We start from the raw sequence: 21,235 nt of genomic DNA, 5'->3' as shown, positions 1-21,235 counted from the left end.
CGCCGGTCCCCGTCCGGAGCCAGGCCGTGCGATCCACGCAGCCGACCCGGCGCCTCCTTCAGACACCGTTCCGCCCGGATGGAGCACGCCATGAACGCCAGCGACCACGACACCGACCGCGACCTGCGCTCGGCCCTGCAGAAGTCCCTGGACCGGCGCGGCTGACGCAGCCGTCTCGGTCTGTGAGACCAATGACCAGTTCTTGAGACGTTTGCAGTAGAGTGCCGCCATGCCTTCCCGCAGCATCCGCCTCGCGGTCATCCCCGGTGACGGGATCGGCCCGGAAGTCGTCGCCGAGGGACTCAAGGTCCTCGCGGCGATCGGCCCCGCGTCCGGCCTGACGTTCGAGCAGACGCACTACGACCTCGGCGCCGCGCGCTGGCACCGGACGGGCGAGACCCTGCCCGACTCGGTGCTGGAGGAACTGCGCGGCCAGGACGTCATCCTGCTCGGCGCGGTCGGCGACCCGTCGGTCCCGAGCGGGGTGCTGGAGCGCGGGCTGCTGCTGCGCGCCCGGTTCGAGCTGGACCACTACGTCAACCTGCGCCCGGTGAAGCTGTTCCCGGGCGTGCGGACGCCGCTCGCGGACGTCGGCCCCGACGACATCGACATGATCGTCGTCCGGGAGGGCACCGAGGGGCCGTACACCGGCGTCGGCGGGGTCCTGCGCAAGGGCACGCCGCACGAGATCGCCACGCAGGAGAGCGTCAACACGGCGTTCGGCGTGGAGCGGGTCGTCCGGTACGCGTTCGAGAAGGCCGCCGCGCGGCCCCGCAAGAAGCTGACCTTGGTCCACAAGGACAACGTGCTCACCTTCGCCGGCGAGCTGTACCAGCGGGTCGTCAAGCAGGTCGGCGCGGAGTACCCGCAGGTCAGCGTGGACTACTGCCACGTCGACGCGGCCACCATGTTCTTCGTCAACCAGCCGCAGCGGTTCGACGTCGTCGTCACCGACAACCTGTTCGGCGACATCATCACCGACATCGGCGCGGCCATCGCGGGCGGCATCGGGCTCGCCGCGTCCGGCAACGTCAACCCCGGCGGCGCCGCGCCGTCGATGTTCGAGCCGGTCCACGGCAGCGCCCCCGACATCGCGGGCCAGGGCAAGGCCGACCCGACCGCGACGATCCTGTCCGTCGCGATGCTCCTCGACCACGTCGGCGCGGCGGACGCCGCGCGCCGCGTCGAGCGCGCCGTCTCCGACGACCTGAGCGAGCGGGCCGGGCTCGGCGCCCGGTCCACCGCGCAGATCGGCGACGCCATCGCCAAGCGAGTATCGGGCTAGCGGCGCGCCTCCCCGCCGGGTTCCGGCGGGACCGACCTCCGGGCGCGCCCCTGCGGCGCGCCCGGTTTTCGTCGTGCGCCGTGGCCGCGAGGAGTCGATTTGGCAGATGATGGACCATGCCGCGGCGGCGAGGAGGCCGGGCGGCGATCCGCGAGAGGACCCAACGCGATGAGCACCATCCCGGACTTCGACGTCACGCTGAACGAGCAGCCCGTCCCCGCCGCCGAGCGGGAGCGGATCCTGGCCGACCCCGGGTGGGGCCGCTACTTCACCGACCACATGGTCACGATCCAGTACGACGCCGAGCGCGGCTGGCACGACGCGCGGCTGCGGCCGTACGGACCGATCGCGCTGGACCCGGCGAGCCAGGTCCTGCACTACGCGCAGGAGCTGTTCGAGGGCCTGAAGGCCTACCGGCAGGACGACGGCTCGATCGTCACGTTCCGCCCGTTCATGAACGCGGCCCGGATGAACCGGTCCGCGCGGCGGATGGCGATGCCGGAGATCCCCGAGGAGCTGTTCGTCGCGGCGCTGGAGCAGCTCGTCCGGGTCGACCGCGACTGGGTGCCGACGGCCGACGGCTACAGCCTGTACCTGCGTCCGTTCATGTTCGCCACGACGCGGGCGCTCGGCGTGAACCAGCCCGCGCAGGAGTTCACGTTCGCGGTGATCGCGTCGCCGTCGGGGCTGTACTACAAGAACGGGATCAAGCCCGTCACGGTGTGGCTGTCGCAGGACTACACGCGCGCCGCCGCCGGCGGGACGGGCGAGGCCAAGACCGGCGGCAACTACGCGGCGTCGTTCGCGGGCCAGGCGCAGGCCGTCGCCAACGGCTGCGACCAGGTCGTCTGGCTCGACGCGGTGGAGCACCGCTGGGTCGAGGAGGTCGGGTCGATGAACCTCATGTTCGTCTACGGCTCGGGCGCGCAGGCCCGGCTGCTCACCCCGGCGCTCACCGGCACGCTGCTGCCCGGCGTCACCCGCGACTCCATGCTCAAGCTCGCGCCCGACCTCGGCATCCCCGCCGAGGAGGGCAAGATCAGCATCGAGGAGTGGCAGGCGGGCTGCGAGTCCGGCCAGATCAGCGAGGTGTTCGGCTGCGGCACCGCCGCGATCATCAGTCCGGTCGGCGCGGTGAAGTCCGCCGACCGCGAGTGGACGATCGGTGCCGAGCCCGGTCCGGTGTCGATGCGCCTGCGCGAGGAACTGGTCGGCATCCAGTACGGCACCCGCCCCGACCCGTACGGCTGGGTGCACAAGATCGTCTGACGTCGTCGCCGCGTGCCCGTCTCGCCGGCCGAGACGGGCATGTGACGGCGGTGTGATCGCTGTGGCACACTGGAACCATCATGCGTATCGGTCACCTCATTATCGGCCGGCGCGCCGGCACCTGACGGGACATCGCCGGCGCGCAGACCTCTCACGTCCGTGGGGGGTCTTTTTGTTTGCCTCCAGCGCCTCCGTCTCCCGCCGGGACCATCCCCGAAAGGTCACCACGACCCATGCAACGCGACGCCTTCCACCTCTACGACACCACCCTGCGCGACGGGTCCCAGCAGGAGGGCCTGAACCTCACCGTCGCCGACAAGCTCGCGATCGCGCGGCACCTCGACGGGCTCGGCGTGGGGTTCATCGAGGGCGGCTGGCCCGGTGCCAACCCCAAGGACACCGAGTTCTTCCGGCGGGCTCTGACCGAGCTCGACCTGAAGAACGCGCAGCTCACCGCGTTCGGCGCGACCCGCCGGGCCGGGACGCGCGCCGCCGACGACCCCCAGGTGGCCGCGCTGCGCGACTCGGGCGCCGCCGTCGTGACGCTCGTGGCCAAGAGCCACGACCGGCACGTCGAGCTGGCCCTGCGGACGACGCTGGAGGAGAACCTCGCGATGATCCGCGACACGGTCTCCCACCTGCGCGCGGAGGGCCGGCGGGTGTTCCTGGACGCCGAGCACTTCTTCGACGGGTACCGCGCCAACCGGGCGTACGCGCTGGAGGTCGTCCGGACGGCCGCGGAGGCGGGCGCGGACGTGGTCGCGCTCTGCGACACCAACGGCGGGATGCTGCCCGACGAGCTGGCCGACGTCGTCCACGACGTCGTCGGGACGGGCGCGCGCGTCGGCATCCACTGCCACGACGACTCCGGCTGCGCGGTCGCGAACTCGCTCGCGGCCGTCCGGGCGGGCGTCACCCACGTCCAGGGCTGCGCCAACGGGTACGGGGAGCGCAGCGGGAACGCCAACCTGTTCACGCTGGTCGGGAACCTCCAGCTCAAGCGCGGCATGGACCTGGTGTCGAACGAGCAGCTCACCCGGATGACGCGGATCGCGCACGCCGTCTCGGAGATCACGAACGTCGCGCCCAGCTCGCAGCAGCCCTACGTCGGGCTGTCGGCGTTCGCGCACAAGGCCGGGCTGCACGCGTCCGCCATCAAGGTGGACCCGAACCTGTACCAGCACATCGACCCGGCGGCCGTCGGCAACGACATGCGGATGCTCGTGTCCGGCATGGCCGGGCGCGCGTCGGTGGAGCTGAAGGGCCGCGAGCTGGGCTACGACCTGTCGGGCGAGAAGGCCAAGCGCGTCGTGGACCGGGTGAAGGAGCTGGAGGCCACCGGGCACACGTTCGAGGCCGCCGACGCGTCCTTCGAGCTGCTGCTGCGCGAGGAGCTGACCGGCGTCCGGCAGCGGCACTTCGAGGTCGAGTCGTGGCGGACGATCGTGGAGCGCCGCGCGGACGGCGTCATGGTGAGCGAGGCCACCGTCAAGCTCCACGCCAAGGGCGAGCGGATCATCGCGACCGGTGAGGGCAACGGGCCGGTCAACGCGCTGGACAACGCGCTGCGGATCGCGCTCGGCCGCCTCTACCCGGAGCTGGCGACGATGGAGCTGGTGGACTACAAGGTCCGCATCCTGGAGGGCTCGCACGGGACGAGCGCCCGGACCCGCGTCCTCATCGAGTCCAGCGACGGCACCCGCGAGTGGGGGACGGTGGGCGTCGAGGACAACGTCATCGCCGCGTCCTGGCAGGCGCTGGAGGAGGCCGTGAGCTACTGCCTGCTGAACGCGGGCTACGAGGCGGGCTGATCGCCGGGCACAATCGGGGCATGAACCGAACGATCACCGACAACGGCGCGGCGGGCCGGTACGAGATCCACCAGGACGGCGTCCTGGCCGGGTTCGCCGAGTACCGGACGCGGCCGGACGCCGTCGTCTTCACCCACACCGAGGTCGATCCCGCGTTCGAGGGGCAGGGCGTGGGCGGCGCCCTGGCCCGGGGAGCGCTGGACGACGTGCGCTCCCGCGGGCTCGGGGTCGTGCCGCTGTGCCCGTTCATCCGGGCGTGGATCGAGAAGCACCCCGACTATCAGGATTTGGTCGTCCGGTAGCGGTCAGGCGTTCTTCGGCGCGGCGGTCTCGATGATCTCGAAACTCCACTGCTCGGCGGCGGACGAGGCCGGGCCGCCGTGCCCATGGCCGTGCCCGCTCTCGGCGGCGGCGCGGGCGTGGCCGCGCTGGAACGCCTGGCTCTCGGTCCAGGCGCGGAAGTCGTCCTCGCTGCGCCAGCGGGTGTAGACGAGGTAGCGGTCGGTGCCGTCCACCGGGCGCAGCAGCTCGAACCCCTCGAAGCCGTCGGCCGACTCCACCAGGCCGGCCCGTCCGGCGAACCGGCGCTCCAGCTCGTCGCGCATGGCGGGGTCCACGGTCAGCACGTTGATCTTGACGACGGACATGATCTCCCCTTGGCTCGGCGGTCGGGACGACCATATCCGGCCGCGGCGGCGCGGCGTTCCGGGGTCGTGACCCGATGTGACCTCGGCGGATTGTTCGATTGGGATGAAAAATCCTGGGTGATTCGGGGGAAGTGCTGGCATTTTTGTGCTTCTGGCGCGACGATATGTGGCCCCGGCCACACCGAGCCGGAACCGAACCGCACCACGGAGTGATCGTCATGGACGTCCGATCCTGGAGCCCCGGCACGCCCGGGTCCGCCGCGGACGGACGCTACGCCGAGGCCGCCTTCCGCGTCGGCGAGGTCTGCGAACGCGCCGGAGACCTCTGGACGGCCGCCCAGTGGTTCCGCGAGGCCGCCGAGGCGGGCCGCCCCGGCGCGCGGCTGCGGCTCGGCGCCGTCCTCGGCCGGCTCGCCGACCACCTCGCCGACCGGCCCGGCGCCGGGACGCCCGACCCCGGCGTCCTGCTCGCCGAGGCCGCGCGCTGGCTCACCGGCTCGCCCGAGGCCGCCACGCCCGCCGGTATCGGGTTGATCACCGACATGCTCAACCGGCAGCAGCGGCAGGCCGCGCGGCGCGCGCTGGAGAACGCCGCGCCCCGGTGAACCTAATGCGCTCCGCCGTCGTCGGATGCAGGTGAGCGACCCGGCCGGAGCCTGGAGGATGACGAAGTGAGCGGCGAGGAATCCGGATACGTCCCCCCGGACCACAGGACCACCGCCGAGTTCGCCCTGCCCGGCGCTCCCGCGGCCGACGAGACGCTGACCGACGCGCCGCCCGCGACGCTCACCGACGCGCCGCTGACCGGCGCCACGGTCACCGACCTGCCCGAGGACGACCCGGAGCCGGACGAGGACGCGCCCGCGACGATCGTGGACCGTCCCGTGCCCGAACCCGGGCCCTGGACGGCCCAGTTCGGCGCCGAGGACGCCGCGGAGCCGCCCGCGCCGCCGCCGGTGCCCGTGGTGGCCGCCGGGGCCGCGCCGCCGCCTCCGCGCCCCGAGGTGCCCGGCCCGCCCGCCGCTCACGCCGCGCCGCTGCCTGTGCCGCCCGTCGGTCATGCGGCGCCGCCGCCCGACGCGACGCTCGCGCCCGGACTGGCGCCCGTGCCGCCGCCGGGGCCGTCCGGAGGCCGTCGCGGCCTGCTGATCGGCGGGGGAGCGGCGCTGGTCCTGCTGCTGCTCATCGTCGGGGGCGTGCTCGTGTTCGCCAACCGGTCCGGGGACGGGACGCCGAAGGGCGGCGCGTCCGTCGCGGCGCCGCCCGCGAGCCCGTCCGGCACGGCGTCCGAGGAGCCCGGCGCGCCGGTGGCCGAGCCGACCGGCACCCCGCCCGTCGTGACGCCGACCGTCGGGGAACCCGGCGTGGAGCCGACGCCCGGGGAGCCGACGCCCGGAGAGCCGCCCGCGCCCGTCGTCACCGGCAGCGGCGGCGTGACGTACCAGCTCGTGGAACAGGACGCCGGGTACTACGAAGGCCGCATCGTCTTCACCAACACCACCGGCAAGCCGCTCGCCAAGTGGAAGCTGACGTTCAGCGCCCCGGACGGCAACGTGAAGAACGTCTGGGGCGGACGGCTCGTCCACGGCGGCGCGAAGGCCGAGATCCAGCAGGCGCCCGGCGCCGCGCCGATCCCCGCCGGCGCGTCCTTCGAGGTCCGCTTCGGTGTCGAGGGCACGCCCGCCACGCCCCGTGACTGCCGGGTCAACGGACGGTCCTGCGGGTTCTGACCGGCCCGGATGCCCGTCCGGAGCCGCCCGATAGGCTGCCCCGCATGCGTATCGCGAGGTTCGCCATCGACGAGAGCGTGTCTTTCGGAGTGGTGGAAGAGAACACCATCGCCGCCGTCCGCGCCCACCCCTTCGGGGAGCTGACCTTCACCGGGCACCGGTTCCCCCTCGCCGACGTGCGGCTGCTGGCGCCCATCCTGCCGAGCAAGGTCATCGCCATCGGCAAGAACTACGCCGACCACGCTCGCGAGATGGGCGCCGAACCGCCCGCCGAGCCGGTGCTGTTCAGCAAGCCGTCCACCGCCGTCATCGGGCCCGGCGAGGCCGTCGCCTACCCGGAGAAGCTGTCCGAGCGCGTCGACTACGAAGGCGAGCTGGCCGTCGTCATCGGCCGGCTCTGCCGCGAGGTCCCCGCCGCGCGCGCCGCCGACGTCATCCTCGGCTACACGTGCGCCAACGACGTCACCGCCCGCGACCTCCAGCAACGCGACGGGCAGTGGACGCGCGCCAAGGGCTTCGACACCTTCTGCCCCCTCGGGCCGTGGATCGAGACCGAACTCGACCCGTCCGACGTCGCCCTCACCACGCGCGTCAACGGCGAGACCCGGCAGGACGCCCGGACGTCGCAACTCCTGCACTCGATCCCCGACCTCGTCGCTTACGTCAGCCAGGTCATGACGCTGCTGCCCGGCGACGTCATCCTCACCGGCACCCCCGCCGGCGTCGGCCCCCTCGACATCGGAGACGAGGTCACCGTCACCGTCGAAGGCGTCGGCGACCTCACCAACCGCGTCGTCGCCCGCGAGTGACCCCCGCGCCGCCGCCCCGGACCGCCCGGGGCGGACGGCGTCCCGCCGCCCAAACCGTTTTGGTCCGCGCCCCGGACTCCTGTATTCTCATCGAGGCGCGAGCGACCCGGCCGGTTCGAACCGGAAGGGCCAGCTCACGGCACTGGGGTATGGTGTAATCGGCAGCACGACTGATTCTGGTTCAGTTAGTCTAGGTTCGAGTCCTGGTACCCCAGCGGATCCCGTAAGGGACCAAGGCAAGCCCCCGTCGTCTAGTGGCCTAGGACGCCGCCCTCTCAAGGCGGTAACGGCGGTTCGAATCCGCTCGGGGGTACCCCTGTTCGTTGAGCTTCGCTCAACTTCCCGGTGTTCCTGTGCTCGCCCAGGGGGACGACCCCCTGGAACCCCCGGTGTTCGGGCCTGGCGGCCCTCACCTGGTCGGGCGCAGGTTGTTGGTTCGTTCTGTTCTTGCGTTTCATGAGAAGGAGCCCCGGCTTTTGCCGGGGCTCCTTCTCATTTTGGTGTCAGTGGGTGGGGTTCTGGGGGACTTCGCCGCGCCAGGCTCCGGTTTCGTTGCCGTGGTCCTCGACGAACGACTTGAAGCGCTCCAGGTCGCCCTTCGCGCGGTGCGGGATGAGCTTCAGGGCCTCGCCCGCCTTCTCGGCCAGACCCTCGGGGTCGTGTTCGAGCTGGAGCATCACGCGCGTCTTGTCCGGGGCCAGGCGGTGGAACGTCACCACGCCCGCCTGCTTGGGGCCGTCCGTGGACTTCCACGCGATCCGCTCGTCCGGGAGCTGTTCGGTGATCTCCGCGTCGAACTCCCGTGTCACGCCCGCGATCTTCGTCACCCAGTGCGTCTTGGTGGACGTCGTCTGTTCGACGTGTTCCACGCCCTCCATGAAGCGGGGGAACTCCTCGAACTGCGTCCACTGGTCGTACGCCGTGCGCACCGGGACGTCCACGTCGATCGACTGCTCTACGGTGGCCATGTCTCCTCCCTCCGGGGGTCCGCCCGTCGCGGACCGCTCCGTTCCGACGCCCTCCGCTCTGCCCCTCTTCTTCGGGTGCAAACAAGCTCCCTCGCGTCCGGGCTTCGATGAACGGTCGCGCGGGCCTACATCTGCCGCAGGAACACCGCGTCGATGTCGATGGTCTTGCCGCCGACCTGTGGGTAGAACTGGACTCGCAGGGTGGTCTGGCCGTGCTGGAAGGTCCGGCAGGCGGAGATGTTGCGCCAGCCCGCGGTCGTCATCGGGCCCGTGTTGAAGTTGGCCTTCTCCGATCCGTTCAGGCCCCACAGCGCCATGTCCACCGCGCCGTGGGTGCCGCCGCCGGCCGTTTGGACCATGGCGTCGAGGCAGAAGCGCCGGCCCGCTGGAATCGTCACGGCGATGTCCTGGCGGATGCTGTCGCCGGCCTTTTTGGCGTTGGTGGCCATGTAGCGTGAGCCTTCGTATCCGCCGGCGTAGGTGATGAAGTTCGCGGAGCCCGTGTTGGTCCAGTTGTCGGGGCCGTTGTTGAAGCCGCCGTTCTTCACCATGTCGGCGCGCAGGTCGACGTCGTCGATTCCCAGGTCCGCCGTGTTGACGCTCGGATAGAACTCGACCCGGATCGCGGTGTGCGCGTACTTCGCCGTCTGGCACGTGCGGATCAGTTTCCAGGTGCCTTTGACGAGCCGCGAGAAGCCGACGCCGGTGCTCTCCTGGGTGCCGCCCAGGAACCACATGGCCATGCTGCCGTGGGCGCCGTCCCTGGTGCGGGATGTGACCCGGGCGGTCGCGCAGTACGAGTAGCCCGGCTTGACCGTGCCCTGGACGTCCTGCTTGAGGCTGCCGCCCCCGGAGGCGTTGCTCACGGCCGCGAAGTAGGACCCGCCGTGCGGCGCGATCCCCCCGGTCGTCCTGGTGTAGCGGGCGAAGCCGATGCTCGACGCGCTCCAGTTCCCCGACGTCTCGAAACCGCCGTTCTTCAGCGCGCCCGGCGCCGGGGGCCTGGGCGGAGCGATGTCCTTGAAGTGGATGTATCCGCTCGCGCTCGTGCGGTTGATCACCCGGCGGTTGTAGCGTCCCGAGTAGCCGTAGTTGTACTCCTGGATGGTGACGCTGTCGCCGTTGACCGCCTCGACCCATGCGACATGATTGGCGTTCCACCACGCCACCGAACCGGCGGCTGGCGTCATGTTGACGGCATAGCCGTGAGAACTCGCCCACGGTCCCCAGTTGGCGGCGTTCCCGATCGCTCGCGGCATCTCGAAGCCGTTTCGGTCGTGGAGGGCCCAGGCGACCCAGGACGTGCATTCGCGGTTGTAATAACCCCAGGAGTCCACATAGGAGTCCTGGGCGGCCGAGCGCCACGGTTCGGGGTAGTTGTCACCCGTTCCCGCTCGGGCCGGGACGGTCATTGCGGAAAGCCCGAGGGCTCCGAGGACGACCATGGTGATCGCGATGATCGCCATGCGTGCGGGCATTTTGCCCGCAGTCGGATGCGGCACTTCCAGCCTCTCCTGTTGCTTTGCTGAAATTGCGGTGGCGGATGCCGACATTACTGTTTCTTTACTGTCGGTGCCGGTCGATCGCCGGGATCTCGCCGGCGTGGGTCCGATAGCGGCCAGAAGTGTCAAAGGGCCGGCGTGCCCGCGCTGGCGCCGTCCAGCCCGCCGTTCCTGCGGGCGGGGTCCTGCGGCGGTTCGCGCAGTGAGCGGCATCGGGCTAAGCTTGTGGGTGTTCGGGCGCCGTGGCGCCCGGTCCCGCGCCCCCGTCGTCTAGTGGCCTAGGACGCCGCCCTCTCAAGGCGGTAACGGCGGTTCGAATCCGCTCGGGGGTACCTCTGTTCGGTGAGTTTCGCCCACCTTCTCGATGTTCCTGGGCTCAGCTCGGGGACGACGTTCTGGCGGCCCTCACCCTTCGGTTGCGGGTGTTCTTTCTTCCGTCCGGCCGAGCAAGTCGTTCTTCAGGGCCAGGTCCAGTGCTGCTCGCGATGCCGGGGCCAGGCGGGGGCGCTCTGCGGGGGTCAGGAGGACGATCTCGTCCACTTCGCCCGCCGGGGTCAGCCTGCCCCGGTAATCGGCCGTGTAGCAGGTCATGCGGACGTGCGTGTGGTTCGGCTGGTCGTGGGCTTCCGCTCGGATCGTGCCCAGCTCGGTGAACGCCGCCGCCGGAATCTTCGCGGTGACCTCCTCTTCCACTTCGCGGGACAGCGCCGTCCGGTCGTCCTCGCCCGGTTCCGTCTTGCCGCCGGGGAGGTAGAGCAGGTCGCGGCCTCTGGAGCGGACTGCCACCAGCCGGCCCTCGATCACATGGACCCAGGCGACCACCTGGAGATCGTTCATGAGTCCCCGTTCGGCGGACGCAGGGTCAGGACCGTGCCCGCGGTCAGGCCGTAGCGGTGCGCCGCCGAGCCCTGGTTGACCGCCAGGCCGAGGGCGCCCGAGGAGTCCGTCCACAGGAGCGGGTCGCCCGGGTGGACGCTGCCGAACGTCTCCTCGTAGGTGACGCGGATCGCCGTCGGGGTTCCGTCCGACGATGTCCAGGAGAGAGTCGCGGGGGTGCCGAACCTCGGGGGACCCAGATCTTTCGCCTCGGCGGAGAGGATCAGGCTTCCGTAGCGGTCCTCGTACAGGACGGTCATCGTCAGGGTTCCGTCGTCGCCGTGCTCCGGGCCCGGCAGGTCCAGCGGGAGCGGGGCGGTCTCGGGTCCGAAGGCGGCCGGGTCCACGCCGTTCAGGAGGTGCGCGGTCGCGGGGGCGAAGATGTCGCGGGCGTGGAACGTCGTGGACGGCTCGGGGAGCCTGTACGCCGGGTCCTCCAGGACGAACGCCGCCGTCGCGCCGCCCAGTGCCTCGGCGGCGGGCATCAGGAGGCCGTTGTCGGGGCCCACCAGGACGTCGCCTCGCCGGGTGCGGACGGCGATCGGGTGGCGGGGCGTGCCCACGCCGGGGTCCACCACCGCCATGTGGACGCCTTCGGGCAGGTAGGGGAGGGCCTGGCGTAGGAGGAGGGCGCCTTCCACGATCGCGTAGGGCGTGATCTCGTCCGTCAGGATCAGCACCTTCGCCGACGGCGCCAGGCGTTGCACGACCCCGGAGCAGATCGCCGTGTAGGCGGCGCCGAAGTCGGTGGCGATGCTGGCGAACGGCGGCACGCGGATCCTCCTCAGCCGAGGGCGAAGACGACTCCCATCATGCCGAGCGCCAGCGTCACCGCCGTCATCAGGAGGACCGAACCGGGGTCGGCGACCGGGCCGCCCGTGTCCAGCAGGTGGCGGCGGACCGCGTGGCGGCGGCGCGTCCGGTACAGGTGGACGGCCGCGGCGCCGCACACCACGGCCGCCGCCAGGCCCGCCGCGGTGCCGGACGGCGCGAAGCGCACGCAGAGCAGCCCGCCGGCGACGAGCGAGAGCGTCGTGCGGGACCAGGCCAGGGCGGTGCGTTCCGGCTGCGCCCCCGGGTCCCGGACGGTCATCGCGTCACCAGCAGCGCGACCAGCGCGGCCACCGCCAGGGCCGCCAGGCCGTAGGACATGAAGGGGGCCAGGGCGGGCGGTGGGAGGGTCTCGGCGCGGCGCAGGGCGCGCTCGGTGGTCAGCCAGCGGCGGAAGGCGAGCAGCGCAGCCAGCGCGCCGGTCGCCGAGCAGCCGACGGCGAGGACGGTCCGCAGCGGGTCGGCCACCAGGTCGCCGCTCACGGCGAGGCCGATGCCGCCCGCGATGAGGGCGAGGGCGGTGCGGATCCAGGCGAGGAACGTCCGCTCGTTGGCCAGCGTGAAGCGCGGGTCCGGGTCCTCGCCCTCGGCCAGCAGCCGCCCCGCCCAGCCGCCGGGGGAGTCCGACGCGGTCATTTCAGGCTCTTTCTCGGGAATGCTCCATTTCGTCCACGATACTTTCCAACCTTCCCAGTATTGATGCAGGAATGGTCGTGGGACGGTCAGGACGCCCCGCGCCGCATCCCCTCGGTGATCTTCTCGGCGGCGGCGACCACCGGGCCGGCGTGCAGACGGCCGGGGGAGCGCGTCAAACGTTCCAGCGGGCCGGACACCGAGACGGCGGCGATGACCCGTCCGCCCGCGCCGCGCACGGGGGCCGACACCGAGCCGACGCCGGGCTCGCGCTCGCCGACGCTCTGCGCCCAGCCGCGCCGCCGGACGGCCGCGAGCGTCGTCGCCTCGAACTTGGCGCCGCGCAGGCCCCGGTGCATCCGGTCCGGCTCCTCCCAGGCCAGCAGGATCTGCGCGGCCGAGCCGGCGGCCATCGGCAGCGCCGCGCCGACCGGGATCGTGTCGCGCAGGCCGCTCGCGCGCTCGGCGGCGGCGACGCACACCCGGACGTCGCCCTGCCGCCGGAACAGCGACGCGCTCTCGCCCGTCAGGTCCCGGAGCTGGGTCAGGATCGGCTGGGCGATGGCCAGCAGCCGGTCCTCGCCGGCCGCGACGGCCAGTTCGGCGAGGCGCGGGCCGAGGATGAACCGGCCCTGCGTGTCGCGGTGGACGAGCCGGTGGTGCTCCAGCGCGACGGCGAGCCGGTGCGCGGTGGGCCGGGCCAGACCGGTGGTCTGGACGAGCTGCGCGAGGGACGCCGGCCCGGCTTCCAGCGCGTTCAGCACGAGAACCGCTTTGTCGAGTACGCCGACTCCGCTAGAGTTGTCCATGTCTTGATATTGCCGTCTCGTCATTTGAGATGCAAGTCAGGCGAACGGGACCCCGGCGCACCGACGCGACCGGGGACGAGTCTTCAGGTGAGGTGGAGCGATGGGCCGCACACTGGCCGACAAGGTGTACGACGCGCACGTCGTGCGACGTGCCGACGGCGAACCGGATCTCCTGTACATCGACCTGCACCTCGTCCACGAGGTGACGAGCCCGCAGGCGTTCGACGGGCTGCGCCTGGCGGAGCGCAAGGTGCGGCGGCCCGATCTGACGATCGCGACCGAGGACCACAACGTCCCGACCACCGACCTGCTCGCACCGATCGCCGACCCCGTGTCGCGGACGCAGGTCGAGACGCTGCGCAAGAACTGCGCCGAGTTCGGGATCCGGCTGCACCCGATGGGCGACGCCGGGCAGGGCATCGTCCACGTGATCGGGCCGCAGCTCGGGCTGACCCAGCCCGGCATGACGGTCGTGTGCGGCGACTCGCACACCTCCACCCACGGCGCGTTCGGCGCGCTCGCGCACGGCATCGGGACCAGCGAGGTCGAGCACGTCCTCGCGACCCAGACGCTGCCGCAGGTCAAGCCGAAGATGATGGCCGTCACGGTGGACGGCGCGCTGCCCGCGGGCGTCACCGCCAAGGACCTCATCCTCGCGATCATCGCCGAGATCGGCACCGGCGGCGGCCAGGGCCACATCATCGAGTACCGGGGCGAGGCCATCCGGTCGCTGTCGATGGAAGGTCGCATGACGGTCTGCAACATGTCCATCGAGGCCGGGGCGCGCGCCGGGCTGATCGCCCCGGACGAGACCACGTTCGCCTACCTCAAGGGCCGTCCGCACGCCCCGCGGGGCGCCGCGTGGGACGAGGCCGTCGAGTACTGGAAGTCCCTCGCCACCGACGAGGACGCCGTGTTCGACAAGGAGGTCGTCATCGACGCCTCCACGCTGACCCCCTTCGTGACCTGGGGCACCAACCCCGGCCAGGGCCTGCCGCTCGGCGCGTCCGTGCCCGACCCGGCCGCGATCGGGGACGCCGCGGAGCGCCAGGCCGCCGAGCGCGCCCTGGAGTACATGGGCCTGACGGCCGGGACGCCGCTGCGCGACATCGCCGTCGACACCGTGTTCGTCGGGTCCTGCACCAACGGCCGCATCGAGGACCTGCGGGCCGTCGCGGACGTCCTGAACGGCCGCCGCGTGGCCGACGGGGTGCGGATGCTCGTCGTCCCCGGCTCGATGGAGGTCAAGAAGCAGGCCGAGGCCGAGGGCCTGCACGAGGTCATCGCGGCGTCCGGCGCGCAGTGGCGCGAGGCGGGCTGCTCGATGTGCCTGGCGATGAACCCCGACAAGCTCACGCCCGGCGAGCGCAGCGCGTCCACGTCCAACCGCAACTTCGAGGGCCGCCAGGGGCCCGGCGGGCGCACCCACCTGGTCTCGCCCGCCGTCGCCGCCGCGACCGCCGTCACCGGCCGCCTGGCCGCCCCCGCCGACCTGTAAGGAGCCTCGGACATGGAAGCCTTCACCACCCACACCGGGCGCGCGGTCCCGCTGCGCCGCAGCAACGTGGACACCGACCAGATCATCCCGGCGGTCTGGCTCAAGCAGGTCAGCCGCACCGGGTTCGAGAAAGGCCTGTTCTCCGCCTGGCGCGAGGACCCCGCGTTCGTGCTGAACCAGCCGCAGTACGACGGCGCGACGATCCTGGTCGCGGGCACGGACTTCGGCACCGGGTCGTCGCGCGAGCACGCCGTCTGGGCGCTCCAGCAGTACGGGTTCCGGGTCGTCATCGCGCCGCGCTTCGGGGACATCTTCCGCAACAACTCCACGAAGATGGGGCTGCTGCCGGTCGTCCTGCCCACCGAGACCGTCGAGGAACTGCAGAGCCGCGCCGAGCAGGACCCGACGGCGGAGATCACCGTCGACCTGGAGCGGCGCGAGGTCCGCGCGGGCGACCTGGCCGTCCCGTTCGAGATCGACGACTACACCCGCTGGCGGCTGCTGGAGGGCCTGGACGACATCGGCCTGACGCTCCGCCACGCCGACGACATCGCGGAGTTCGAGACGTCCCGGTCGCCGCTGCTCCCGACGACCTCCTGAGCGCACCGGCCGCAGGCGCCCCCCCGGCGTGCCGTCCGGCCCCGCACACCGGCGACAATCGACGGTGAGCGGGGCCGCCCGGCACGCCCCCAGGGAGGACGCGCGCACATGGTCCCCGAGCACGGACCGCAGTGGGACGACCCCGAGCTGACCCGCCTCGCGCGGCGGCTCCGCGACGCCCACCGGCTCGTCGCGCCCCTCCCCGCGCAGGACCGCCGGCGGCTGATCCGGCAGCTCCTGGTGATCACCGACCTGGCCAAACGCGACACCGCGCTGGCCGCCCGGCGGCTCGACGCGTTCCTCGCCGATTTCCGGCCCCCGCCCGCCGCCCGATAACGTGCCGGGTGGCCGGCGTTGATCCGGCGCCCGGGCGAGACAGGGGCGAGGCCGACAAAAACGCCTGCGACACGGAACGTTACGCGTTCAGGTGATTGTGTCCTCGCCGACGCTCCCTTAGTTTCGTTCGGGCAAGGGGGGAACAGAGGAGTAACCCATGAACAAACGAGAGCTGGTCGACGCCATCTCTGACCGGCTGGGGAGCAAGAAGGCCGCAGCCGAAGCCGTCGACGTGATCCTGGAGACGATCCAGGCCACGGTCGCCAAGGGCGACAAGGTCGCGATCACCGGCTTCGGGTCCTTCGAGAAGGCCGACCGGCCTGCTCGTACGGCCCGGAATCCCGCAACGGGCAAGACCATCAATGTTCCCGCGACGTCCGTGCCCAAGTTCAAGGCGGGCGCGGACTTCAAGAACCTGGTCGCCGGCAACAAGTAGATCGCGACGCGCCACGCGCCCGGTCCCGCCTCGTGCGGGGCCGGGCGTTCGCCGTCACGGGAGGGGGAAGGTCGCCAGGGTCACGGCGCCGATGCGGCCGTCGTCCTCCACGCCGAGCCGGACCCGCTGCCCGAGCCGCAGCAGCCGCAGGCCCCCCGCCGCGAACGCGTCCGCGTCGAAGTGCAGTTCCGTGCCGTCGTCGAGCAGCACGCTGCCCGTCTGGGTCTCCGTGTCGAACGTCCGCACCGTCGCCTGCATGGCGCCGACTTTATCGGGCGGGACGCGGCGTCTCGCCGGCGAGCCCGGGCAGCAGCGCCGCCACCGCCGCCGTGCGCGGGCCGGTGCCGAGGACGAGCGCGGCCCGCAGGTCCGCCGGGGTGTCGACGTCGCGGCGTACGCTGTCGGTACCGTCCAGCAGCAGCTCCCGGACGCCCCGCGCCCGGTGCGCGGCGCGCGAGGCGCCGCCGAACGCCGGCGCGAACACCGTGCCGGGGCGGGCCGTGTAGAGCGTCGTCCCGACGGCCGCCGCGTCCGGCACGAACGCCTCCGGCGCCGTCGCGGCGGCGGCCAGCACTTTCGCCAGCTCGGCGGGACGCAGCGCGGGCAGGTCGGCCGACAGGGCGCCGACCGCGGCGGCGGGCGCGGCCTCGCGGGCGCGGCGGGCGCCGTGCGCGAGGGCGGGGTTCAGCCCGGCGTCCGGCTCGTCGGGGACGACGCGGGCGCCGAGCGCGGCCAGTTCGGCGGCGGGAAGGGGATCGTCGGTGACGACCGTCACAGCGTCCACGAGCGGGCAGCGCAGCGCCGCCGCGACCGTGTCCGCCGCGACCGCCAGCGCCAGCGCCGCGCGGTGCGGCCCGGCGGCGGCGGACATGCGGGTCTTGGCCCGCGCCAGCACCTTGACCGGCACGACGAGCGACCAACGGAGTGAGGGCGCACTCTGCGCTGCTGTAGACATGGCGACTCGACACTATGCGGAGACACCCGCGACACTGGAGGACCCCCCGCGCCCCGGCGCGGCCGGGAGGAAGAAGGGACGGGCATGACCGACGGTTATTCGCCGACGTGGCGGAGGATCACGATCGTCATCCTGCGCCCGCTGCTCTACGGGCTGCTGCGGCGCGACTGGCGGGGCGCCCGGAACGTGCCGCACGAGGGCGGGGTCATCATCGCGGCCAACCACATCTCCGAGTCCGACCCGCTGGCCCTCGCCCACTTCGTCTACGAGGCGGGCCGCTACCCGGTGTACCTGGCGAAGTCGTCGCTGTTCGACGTTCCCGTGTTCCGGGCCGTGCTGCGCGGGACGGGCCAGATCCCCGTCTACCGCGACCGCGCCGACGCGGCGCTGGCGCTGCGCGACGCCGAGGCGGCGCTGCGGCGCGGCGAGTGCCTGATGTTCTACCCGGAGGGGAGCTGCACCCGCGACCCCGAGCTGTGGCCGATGACCGGGCAGACGGGCGTCGCGCGGATGGCGCTGAAGACGGGCGCGAAGGTCGTCCCGGTCGCGTCCTGGGGCGCGCACGAGCTGCTGCCCTACACCAAGGTCGAGCGGACGGGCCTGGCCGGGACGCTGCGCCGGGGCTTCCACCCGTTCCCGCGCAAGACGATGAAGGTGATCGCGGGGCCGCCGGTGGACCTGTCGAAGTACGCGGGGGAGCCGCTGACCAAGAGCGTCCTGCGCGCGGCGACCGACGACATCATGCGCGACATCGCCGGGCTGCTCGGCGAGCTGCGCGGCGCCGAGCCGCCCGCCGAGCTGTACGACCACCACAAGGTCGTCGCGCAGCGGCGAGCCGCGGCGGACGGGGAGGACCGGTCGTGACCGTCCGGACGGCCGTGATGGGCGCGGGCTCGTGGGGCACCGTGATGGCGAAGCTGTTCTGCGACGCGGGCGGCGACGCCGTGCTGTGGGGCCGCCGCCCCGAGGCCGTCGCGGCGATCAACGAGCGGCACGAGAACCCCGACTACCTGCCGGGGATCACGCTGCCCGAGACGCTGCGCGCCACGGCGGACCCGGCGGAGGCGCTGGACGGCGCCGACGTCGTCGCGGTGGCCGTCCCGGCGCAGACGCTGCGCGCCAACCTCGCCGCGTGGGGGCCGCACCTGCCGCCGGACGCGCTGGTCGTCAGCCTGATGAAGGGCGTGGAACTCGGGACGTCCCGGCTGATGTCGGAGGTCGTCCGGGAGGCGGCGGACGTCCCGGCGGAGCGCATCGCGGTGTTCTGCGGCCCGAACCTGGCGCGCGAGATCGCGTCCGGGCAGCCGGGCGCGGCGGTCGCGGCGTGCGTGGACGAGGCGCAGGCGCGGCGGTTGCAGGCCGCGACGATGACGCCGTACTTCCGCGTCTACACGACGACGGACGTCGTGGGCTGCGAGCTCGGCGGCGCCGTCAAGAACATCGTGGCGCTGTGCGTCGGCATGTCGGTCGGGCTGGGATTCGGCGCGAGCACGCAGGCGCTGCTGATGACGCGCGGCCTCGCCGAGATCGCGCGGCTCGGCGCGGCGCTCGGCGCGGACGAGCACACGTTCGCGGGCCTGGCGGGCATGGGCGACCTCATCGGGACGTGCTCGTCCCCGCTGTCGCGGAACCGGACGTTCGGGGAGAACCTCGGCCGGGGCATGACCCTGGACGAGGTGATCGCGGTGACGAAGCAGACGGCCGAGGGCGTGAAGTCGTCGGAGGCGGTGCTGGAGCTGGCGCGCAAGCACAACGTGGAGATGCCGATCGCCGAGGCCGTCGCGGCGGTGCTGTACCACGGGATGCCGATCAAGGAGGCCGCGATCTCCCTGATCTCCCGCAGCCCGAAGGCCGAGCGCTACGGCATGTAAAACGATCACCGGTCCCGGAGCAGATAGGGTCAGGAGCCATGTCCGAGGTTTCCTCCAAGATCCGCGTGGCCGTGGTGTTCGGCGGACGCAGCTCCGAGCACGCCATCTCCTGCGTCACCGCGGGCGCCGTGATGGCCGCGATGGATCCGGAGAAGTACGACGTCGTGCCGATCGGCATCGCCCGCGACGGCCGGTGGGTGCTGGTCGAGTCGGCGGCGTCGCTGGAGATCGCGGACGGCCGGCTGCCCGAGGTCGACGGGTCCGGCGGCGCGGTGACGCTGCCGATGGACCCGGGCATGGGCGGGCTGCTGGTGGTCGAGCCGGGCCGGGTGCCGGTCGCGCTCGGCGCGGTGGACGTCGTCCTGCCGCTGCTGCACGGCCCGTTCGGCGAGGACGGGACGATCCAGGGCCTGCTGGAGCTGGCCGGCGTCCGGTACGCGGGCGCGGGCGTGCTCGCCAGCGCGGTCGGCATGGACAAGGGCTTCATGAAGCTCGTGTGGGAGGCGCGCGGCCTGCCCGTCGGCCCGTACGTGCTGGTCGGCGACCGCGAGTGGCGGCGCGAGCGCAAGCGCAAGCTGGACGAGATCAAGGAACTCGGCCTGCCGGTGTTCGTCAAGCCGGCGCGGGCGGGGTCGAGCATGGGCATCACCCGGGTCACCGCCGAGGCGGACCTGGAGGCGGCCGTCGAGTTCGCCCGCGAGCACGACCCGAAGGTGATCGTGGAGGCGGCGATCACCGGCCGGGAGATCGAGTGCGGCGTGCTGGAGGGCCTGGACGACGGCCCGCCCGAGGCGTCGCTGCCCGCCGAGGTGCTGGTCGGCGGCGAGCACGCGTTCTACGACTTTGAGACCAAGTACCTCGACGGGACGACGCGGATGGCGATCCCGCCGGACCTGCCGCCCGCCGCCGTCGAGGAGGTGCGGCGCCTGGCCGCGCGGGCGTTCGAGGCGCTGGACTGCGAGGGCCTGGCCCGGGTGGACTTCTTCCTCTCGGCCGACGGCGAGTGGATCCTCAACGAGATCAACACGATGCCGGGCTGCACGCCGACGTCGGCCTTCCCGCAGATGTGGAAGGCGAGCGGGCTGGACTACCCGGCGCTGGTGGACCGGCTCGTGCGGACGGCCCTGCGCCGTCCTTCGGGGCTGCGCTGACGCGGTCCGCGCGGATGTTGACGTGCCGGTGAATGCGGCCTTACTCAAGCTTTCGATGAGCGAAACCCCGTGGTAACAGGTGTTTCGGCAGGATCATGAGTAGCATCCGCCGTTCCGGAAGGATCTGATCCGTGCTCCCGTCGCCCAGCGCCCCGACCCTGGCGCCGCCCGCTCCGGTCCCCTTCACGAGCACGGCCCGCGCCGTCCCCGGCCACGACCGCTGGCACCCCGACCTCCCGGCCGTCGCGGAGGTCATCACGGGCGGGTCGGTCCGGCTGGACTGCCCGGCGCGCGAGCGGGGCTCGGAGCCGCTGCTGTGCGGGCCGCTGGACGTCGTCGGCGCCGAGCCGGGCGACGTGATCGTGGTGGACGTGCTGGCGCTCGGCCGGGCGGACGGGCGTCCGGGACCGTCCGGGCACCCCGGGGTGATCGGCTGCGCGCCGGACGCGGCGGGGCTCGCGGCGGCGGGCGGGTGCGCGCCGGGACCGGCGATGCTCGGCGGGCTCGTCCCGGGGACGGCGCGGCACGCGGCGGTCGCGGCGCAGGCGGTGCGCGGCGCGGACCGGGGCCGGGCCGTCGGGGGCTGCACGATCGCGCGGCTGACGGCGGGCTCGCGGATCCTGCTGCCGGTGCTCGTCGCGGGCGCGAAACTGTCGGCGGGCGACCTGCACTTCCCGGCCGCCGGACGGGACTGCGGGAGCGGCGCGGCCGCGGGCTGGATCGACCTGCGCGTCCACCTCACGCGGCGCGGGGTGGAGCGGTTCCGGATCACCGGGCCGATGCTGATGCCCGACCCGACGCCCGCCTTCTAGGCGCCGGCCTCCAGCGCGACGACGCCGCCGATGACGAGCGCGACGCCCGCGATCTGGATCCAGGTGAGCGTCTCGCCGAGGAAAACCGCGCCGATGAGCGCGACCAGCGCGACGCCGCACGCCGACCAGATCCCGTAGACGACGCCGACCGGCATCCCGGCCTTCAGGACCAGGGACAGGCACGCGAACGACGCCAGGTAGCCGACGACGACGATCACGCTCGGCAGGGGGCGGGCGAACCCGTCGGAGAGCCGCAGGGAGACGGTCGCGGTCACCTCGCAGAGGATCGCTCCCGCGAGCAGCAGCCAGGCCATGCGCGTCCCCCTCGCACCGGTCACCCGCCCATTATGGGGCGGCGGTGAGGTGCGGTCCGGTGACAAGCCTCACCAAACGGTCTGTTGTTGGA

At 72.5% G+C, this 21,235-nt stretch carries 26 protein-coding genes and 3 tRNA genes; 18 read left to right on the top strand and 11 right to left on the bottom strand.

The features are described 5' to 3' along the window. Positions 1-229 precede the first annotated feature (229 nt). From BTM25_RS16285 to BTM25_RS16270, 4 genes are all read left to right on the top strand, one after another. Complete coding sequence (locus BTM25_RS16285) at positions 230-1,285, top strand: 3-isopropylmalate dehydrogenase (protein ID WP_103563720.1); 1,056 nt, start codon at positions 230-232, stop codon at positions 1,283-1,285. Between the two features lie 168 nt (positions 1,286-1,453). After that, a complete protein-coding gene (locus tag BTM25_RS16280) occupies positions 1,454-2,554 on the top strand; it encodes a branched-chain amino acid aminotransferase (protein WP_103563719.1) in 1,101 nt (366 codons plus the stop codon). A gap of 233 nt (positions 2,555-2,787) precedes the next feature. Next, positions 2,788-4,365: a citramalate synthase gene (gene cimA, locus BTM25_RS16275; protein WP_103563718.1), complete on the top strand. Its 1,578-nt coding sequence runs from the start codon at positions 2,788-2,790 to the stop codon at positions 4,363-4,365. Between the two features lie 20 nt (positions 4,366-4,385). Beyond that, on the top strand, positions 4,386-4,667 hold the full coding sequence (locus BTM25_RS16270) for a GNAT family N-acetyltransferase (RefSeq protein ID WP_103563717.1): 282 nt from the start codon (positions 4,386-4,388) through the stop codon (positions 4,665-4,667). A 3-nt stretch (positions 4,668-4,670) separates the two neighbouring features. On the opposite strand, the gene BTM25_RS16265 is transcribed toward BTM25_RS16270, so the two are convergent. After that, positions 4,671-5,012, bottom strand: coding sequence for an antibiotic biosynthesis monooxygenase family protein (locus tag BTM25_RS16265; RefSeq protein ID WP_103563716.1), 342 nt, complete (start codon positions 5,010-5,012; stop codon positions 4,671-4,673). A gap of 218 nt (positions 5,013-5,230) precedes the next feature. Between BTM25_RS16265 and BTM25_RS16260 the strand changes: the two genes are divergently transcribed. From BTM25_RS16260 to BTM25_RS16240, 5 genes are all read left to right on the top strand, one after another. Beyond that, positions 5,231-5,617, top strand: a complete 387-nt coding sequence (locus BTM25_RS16260) for a hypothetical protein (protein ID WP_103564670.1) — start codon at positions 5,231-5,233, stop codon at positions 5,615-5,617. A gap of 66 nt (positions 5,618-5,683) precedes the next feature. Continuing rightward, a complete protein-coding gene (locus tag BTM25_RS16255) occupies positions 5,684-6,742 on the top strand; it encodes a cellulose binding domain-containing protein (protein WP_103563715.1) in 1,059 nt (352 codons plus the stop codon). A gap of 44 nt (positions 6,743-6,786) precedes the next feature. Then, positions 6,787-7,551: a fumarylacetoacetate hydrolase family protein gene (locus tag BTM25_RS16250; RefSeq protein WP_103563714.1), complete on the top strand. Its 765-nt coding sequence runs from the start codon at positions 6,787-6,789 to the stop codon at positions 7,549-7,551. A gap of 143 nt (positions 7,552-7,694) precedes the next feature. Beyond that, positions 7,695-7,766: transfer RNA gene (locus BTM25_RS16245), tRNA-Gln, on the top strand. 25 nt (positions 7,767-7,791) lie between these two features. Next, positions 7,792-7,864: transfer RNA gene (locus BTM25_RS16240), tRNA-Glu, on the top strand. 190 nt (positions 7,865-8,054) lie between these two features. Here BTM25_RS16240 and BTM25_RS16235 read toward each other — a convergent pair. Then, the gene (locus tag BTM25_RS16235) at positions 8,055-8,519 is read right to left on the bottom strand and encodes an SRPBCC family protein (protein WP_103563713.1); all 465 of its coding nucleotides are present in this window, start codon (positions 8,517-8,519) and stop codon (positions 8,055-8,057) included. 125 nt (positions 8,520-8,644) lie between these two features. Next, on the bottom strand, positions 8,645-9,985 hold the full coding sequence (locus BTM25_RS29995; protein ID WP_205648123.1) for a CHAP domain-containing protein: 1,341 nt from the start codon (positions 9,983-9,985) through the stop codon (positions 8,645-8,647). Between the two features lie 295 nt (positions 9,986-10,280). On the opposite strand from BTM25_RS29995, the gene BTM25_RS16225 reads away from it, so the two are divergent. Then, positions 10,281-10,353 (top strand) — tRNA-Glu (locus BTM25_RS16225). A gap of 73 nt (positions 10,354-10,426) precedes the next feature. On the opposite strand, the gene BTM25_RS16220 is transcribed toward BTM25_RS16225, so the two are convergent. From BTM25_RS16220 to BTM25_RS16200, 5 genes are all read right to left on the bottom strand, one after another. After that, the gene (locus tag BTM25_RS16220; RefSeq protein WP_103563712.1) at positions 10,427-10,858 is read right to left on the bottom strand and encodes an NUDIX hydrolase; all 432 of its coding nucleotides are present in this window, start codon (positions 10,856-10,858) and stop codon (positions 10,427-10,429) included. After that, positions 10,855-11,670, bottom strand: coding sequence for an SAM hydrolase/SAM-dependent halogenase family protein (locus BTM25_RS16215; RefSeq protein WP_103563711.1), 816 nt, complete (start codon positions 11,668-11,670; stop codon positions 10,855-10,857). Before BTM25_RS16215 ends, BTM25_RS16220 begins: the two co-directional genes overlap by 4 nt. Before the next feature lie 11 nt (positions 11,671-11,681). Beyond that, a complete protein-coding gene (locus BTM25_RS16210) occupies positions 11,682-11,990 on the bottom strand; it encodes a DUF202 domain-containing protein (protein WP_103563710.1) in 309 nt (102 codons plus the stop codon). Further along, positions 11,987-12,364: a YidH family protein gene (locus BTM25_RS16205; RefSeq protein WP_103563709.1), complete on the bottom strand. Its 378-nt coding sequence runs from the start codon at positions 12,362-12,364 to the stop codon at positions 11,987-11,989. The genes BTM25_RS16210 and BTM25_RS16205 overlap by 4 nt, the downstream gene beginning before the upstream one ends. Positions 12,365-12,450: 86 nt before the next feature. Next, positions 12,451-13,170, bottom strand: coding sequence for an IclR family transcriptional regulator (locus tag BTM25_RS16200; protein WP_103563708.1), 720 nt, complete (start codon positions 13,168-13,170; stop codon positions 12,451-12,453). A gap of 100 nt (positions 13,171-13,270) precedes the next feature. Between BTM25_RS16200 and leuC the strand changes: the two genes are divergently transcribed. The 4 genes from leuC to BTM25_RS16180 all read left to right on the top strand — a co-directional run bounded on the left by leuC (position 13,271) and on the right by BTM25_RS16180 (position 16,040). Then, the gene (gene leuC, locus BTM25_RS16195) at positions 13,271-14,668 is read left to right on the top strand and encodes a 3-isopropylmalate dehydratase large subunit (protein ID WP_103563707.1); all 1,398 of its coding nucleotides are present in this window, start codon (positions 13,271-13,273) and stop codon (positions 14,666-14,668) included. A 12-nt stretch (positions 14,669-14,680) separates the two neighbouring features. Further along, a complete protein-coding gene (leuD, locus tag BTM25_RS16190; protein WP_103563706.1) occupies positions 14,681-15,268 on the top strand; it encodes a 3-isopropylmalate dehydratase small subunit in 588 nt (195 codons plus the stop codon). Positions 15,269-15,376: 108 nt separating this feature from the next. Then, positions 15,377-15,604: an SCO5555 family protein gene (locus BTM25_RS16185; protein ID WP_103563705.1), complete on the top strand. Its 228-nt coding sequence runs from the start codon at positions 15,377-15,379 to the stop codon at positions 15,602-15,604. Between the two features lie 157 nt (positions 15,605-15,761). Then, complete coding sequence (locus tag BTM25_RS16180; RefSeq protein ID WP_103563704.1) at positions 15,762-16,040, top strand: HU family DNA-binding protein; 279 nt, start codon at positions 15,762-15,764, stop codon at positions 16,038-16,040. 54 nt (positions 16,041-16,094) lie between these two features. Here the strand turns inward: BTM25_RS16180 and BTM25_RS16175 are convergent, their stop codons facing one another. Both BTM25_RS16175 and cofC read right to left on the bottom strand, forming a co-directional pair. Then, positions 16,095-16,298 (bottom strand): S1 domain-containing protein, encoded by a 204-nt coding sequence (locus BTM25_RS16175; protein ID WP_103563703.1) that lies wholly within the window; start codon positions 16,296-16,298, stop codon positions 16,095-16,097. A 10-nt stretch (positions 16,299-16,308) separates the two neighbouring features. Further along, positions 16,309-16,995, bottom strand: coding sequence for a 2-phospho-L-lactate guanylyltransferase (gene cofC / locus BTM25_RS16170; protein WP_103563702.1), 687 nt, complete (start codon positions 16,993-16,995; stop codon positions 16,309-16,311). An 84-nt stretch (positions 16,996-17,079) separates the two neighbouring features. On the opposite strand from cofC, the gene BTM25_RS16165 reads away from it, so the two are divergent. From BTM25_RS16165 to BTM25_RS16150, 4 genes are all read left to right on the top strand, one after another. Further along, positions 17,080-17,859 (top strand): lysophospholipid acyltransferase family protein, encoded by a 780-nt coding sequence (locus BTM25_RS16165; RefSeq protein ID WP_103563701.1) that lies wholly within the window; start codon positions 17,080-17,082, stop codon positions 17,857-17,859. 17 nt (positions 17,860-17,876) lie between these two features. Then, entirely contained in the window at positions 17,877-18,866 is a 990-nt protein-coding gene (locus BTM25_RS16160; protein ID WP_103564669.1) for an NAD(P)H-dependent glycerol-3-phosphate dehydrogenase, read from the top strand. Between the two features lie 38 nt (positions 18,867-18,904). Continuing rightward, a complete protein-coding gene (locus BTM25_RS16155; RefSeq protein WP_103563700.1) occupies positions 18,905-20,017 on the top strand; it encodes a D-alanine--D-alanine ligase family protein in 1,113 nt (370 codons plus the stop codon). Between the two features lie 131 nt (positions 20,018-20,148). Further along, complete coding sequence (locus tag BTM25_RS16150; protein WP_168212125.1) at positions 20,149-20,829, top strand: acetamidase/formamidase family protein; 681 nt, start codon at positions 20,149-20,151, stop codon at positions 20,827-20,829. Here the strand turns inward: BTM25_RS16150 and BTM25_RS16145 are convergent. Further along, a complete protein-coding gene (locus tag BTM25_RS16145) occupies positions 20,826-21,143 on the bottom strand; it encodes a DMT family transporter (RefSeq protein ID WP_103563699.1) in 318 nt (105 codons plus the stop codon). The genes BTM25_RS16150 and BTM25_RS16145 overlap by 4 nt on opposite strands. Positions 21,144-21,235 lie beyond the last annotated feature (92 nt).

Source organism: Actinomadura rubteroloni (genome assembly GCF_002911665.1).
Lineage (GTDB): Bacteria > Actinomycetota > Actinomycetes > Streptosporangiales > Streptosporangiaceae > Spirillospora > Spirillospora rubteroloni.
Note: the sequence above shows the minus strand (reverse complement) of the source record. Positions and strands in the feature narration are given on the sequence as shown.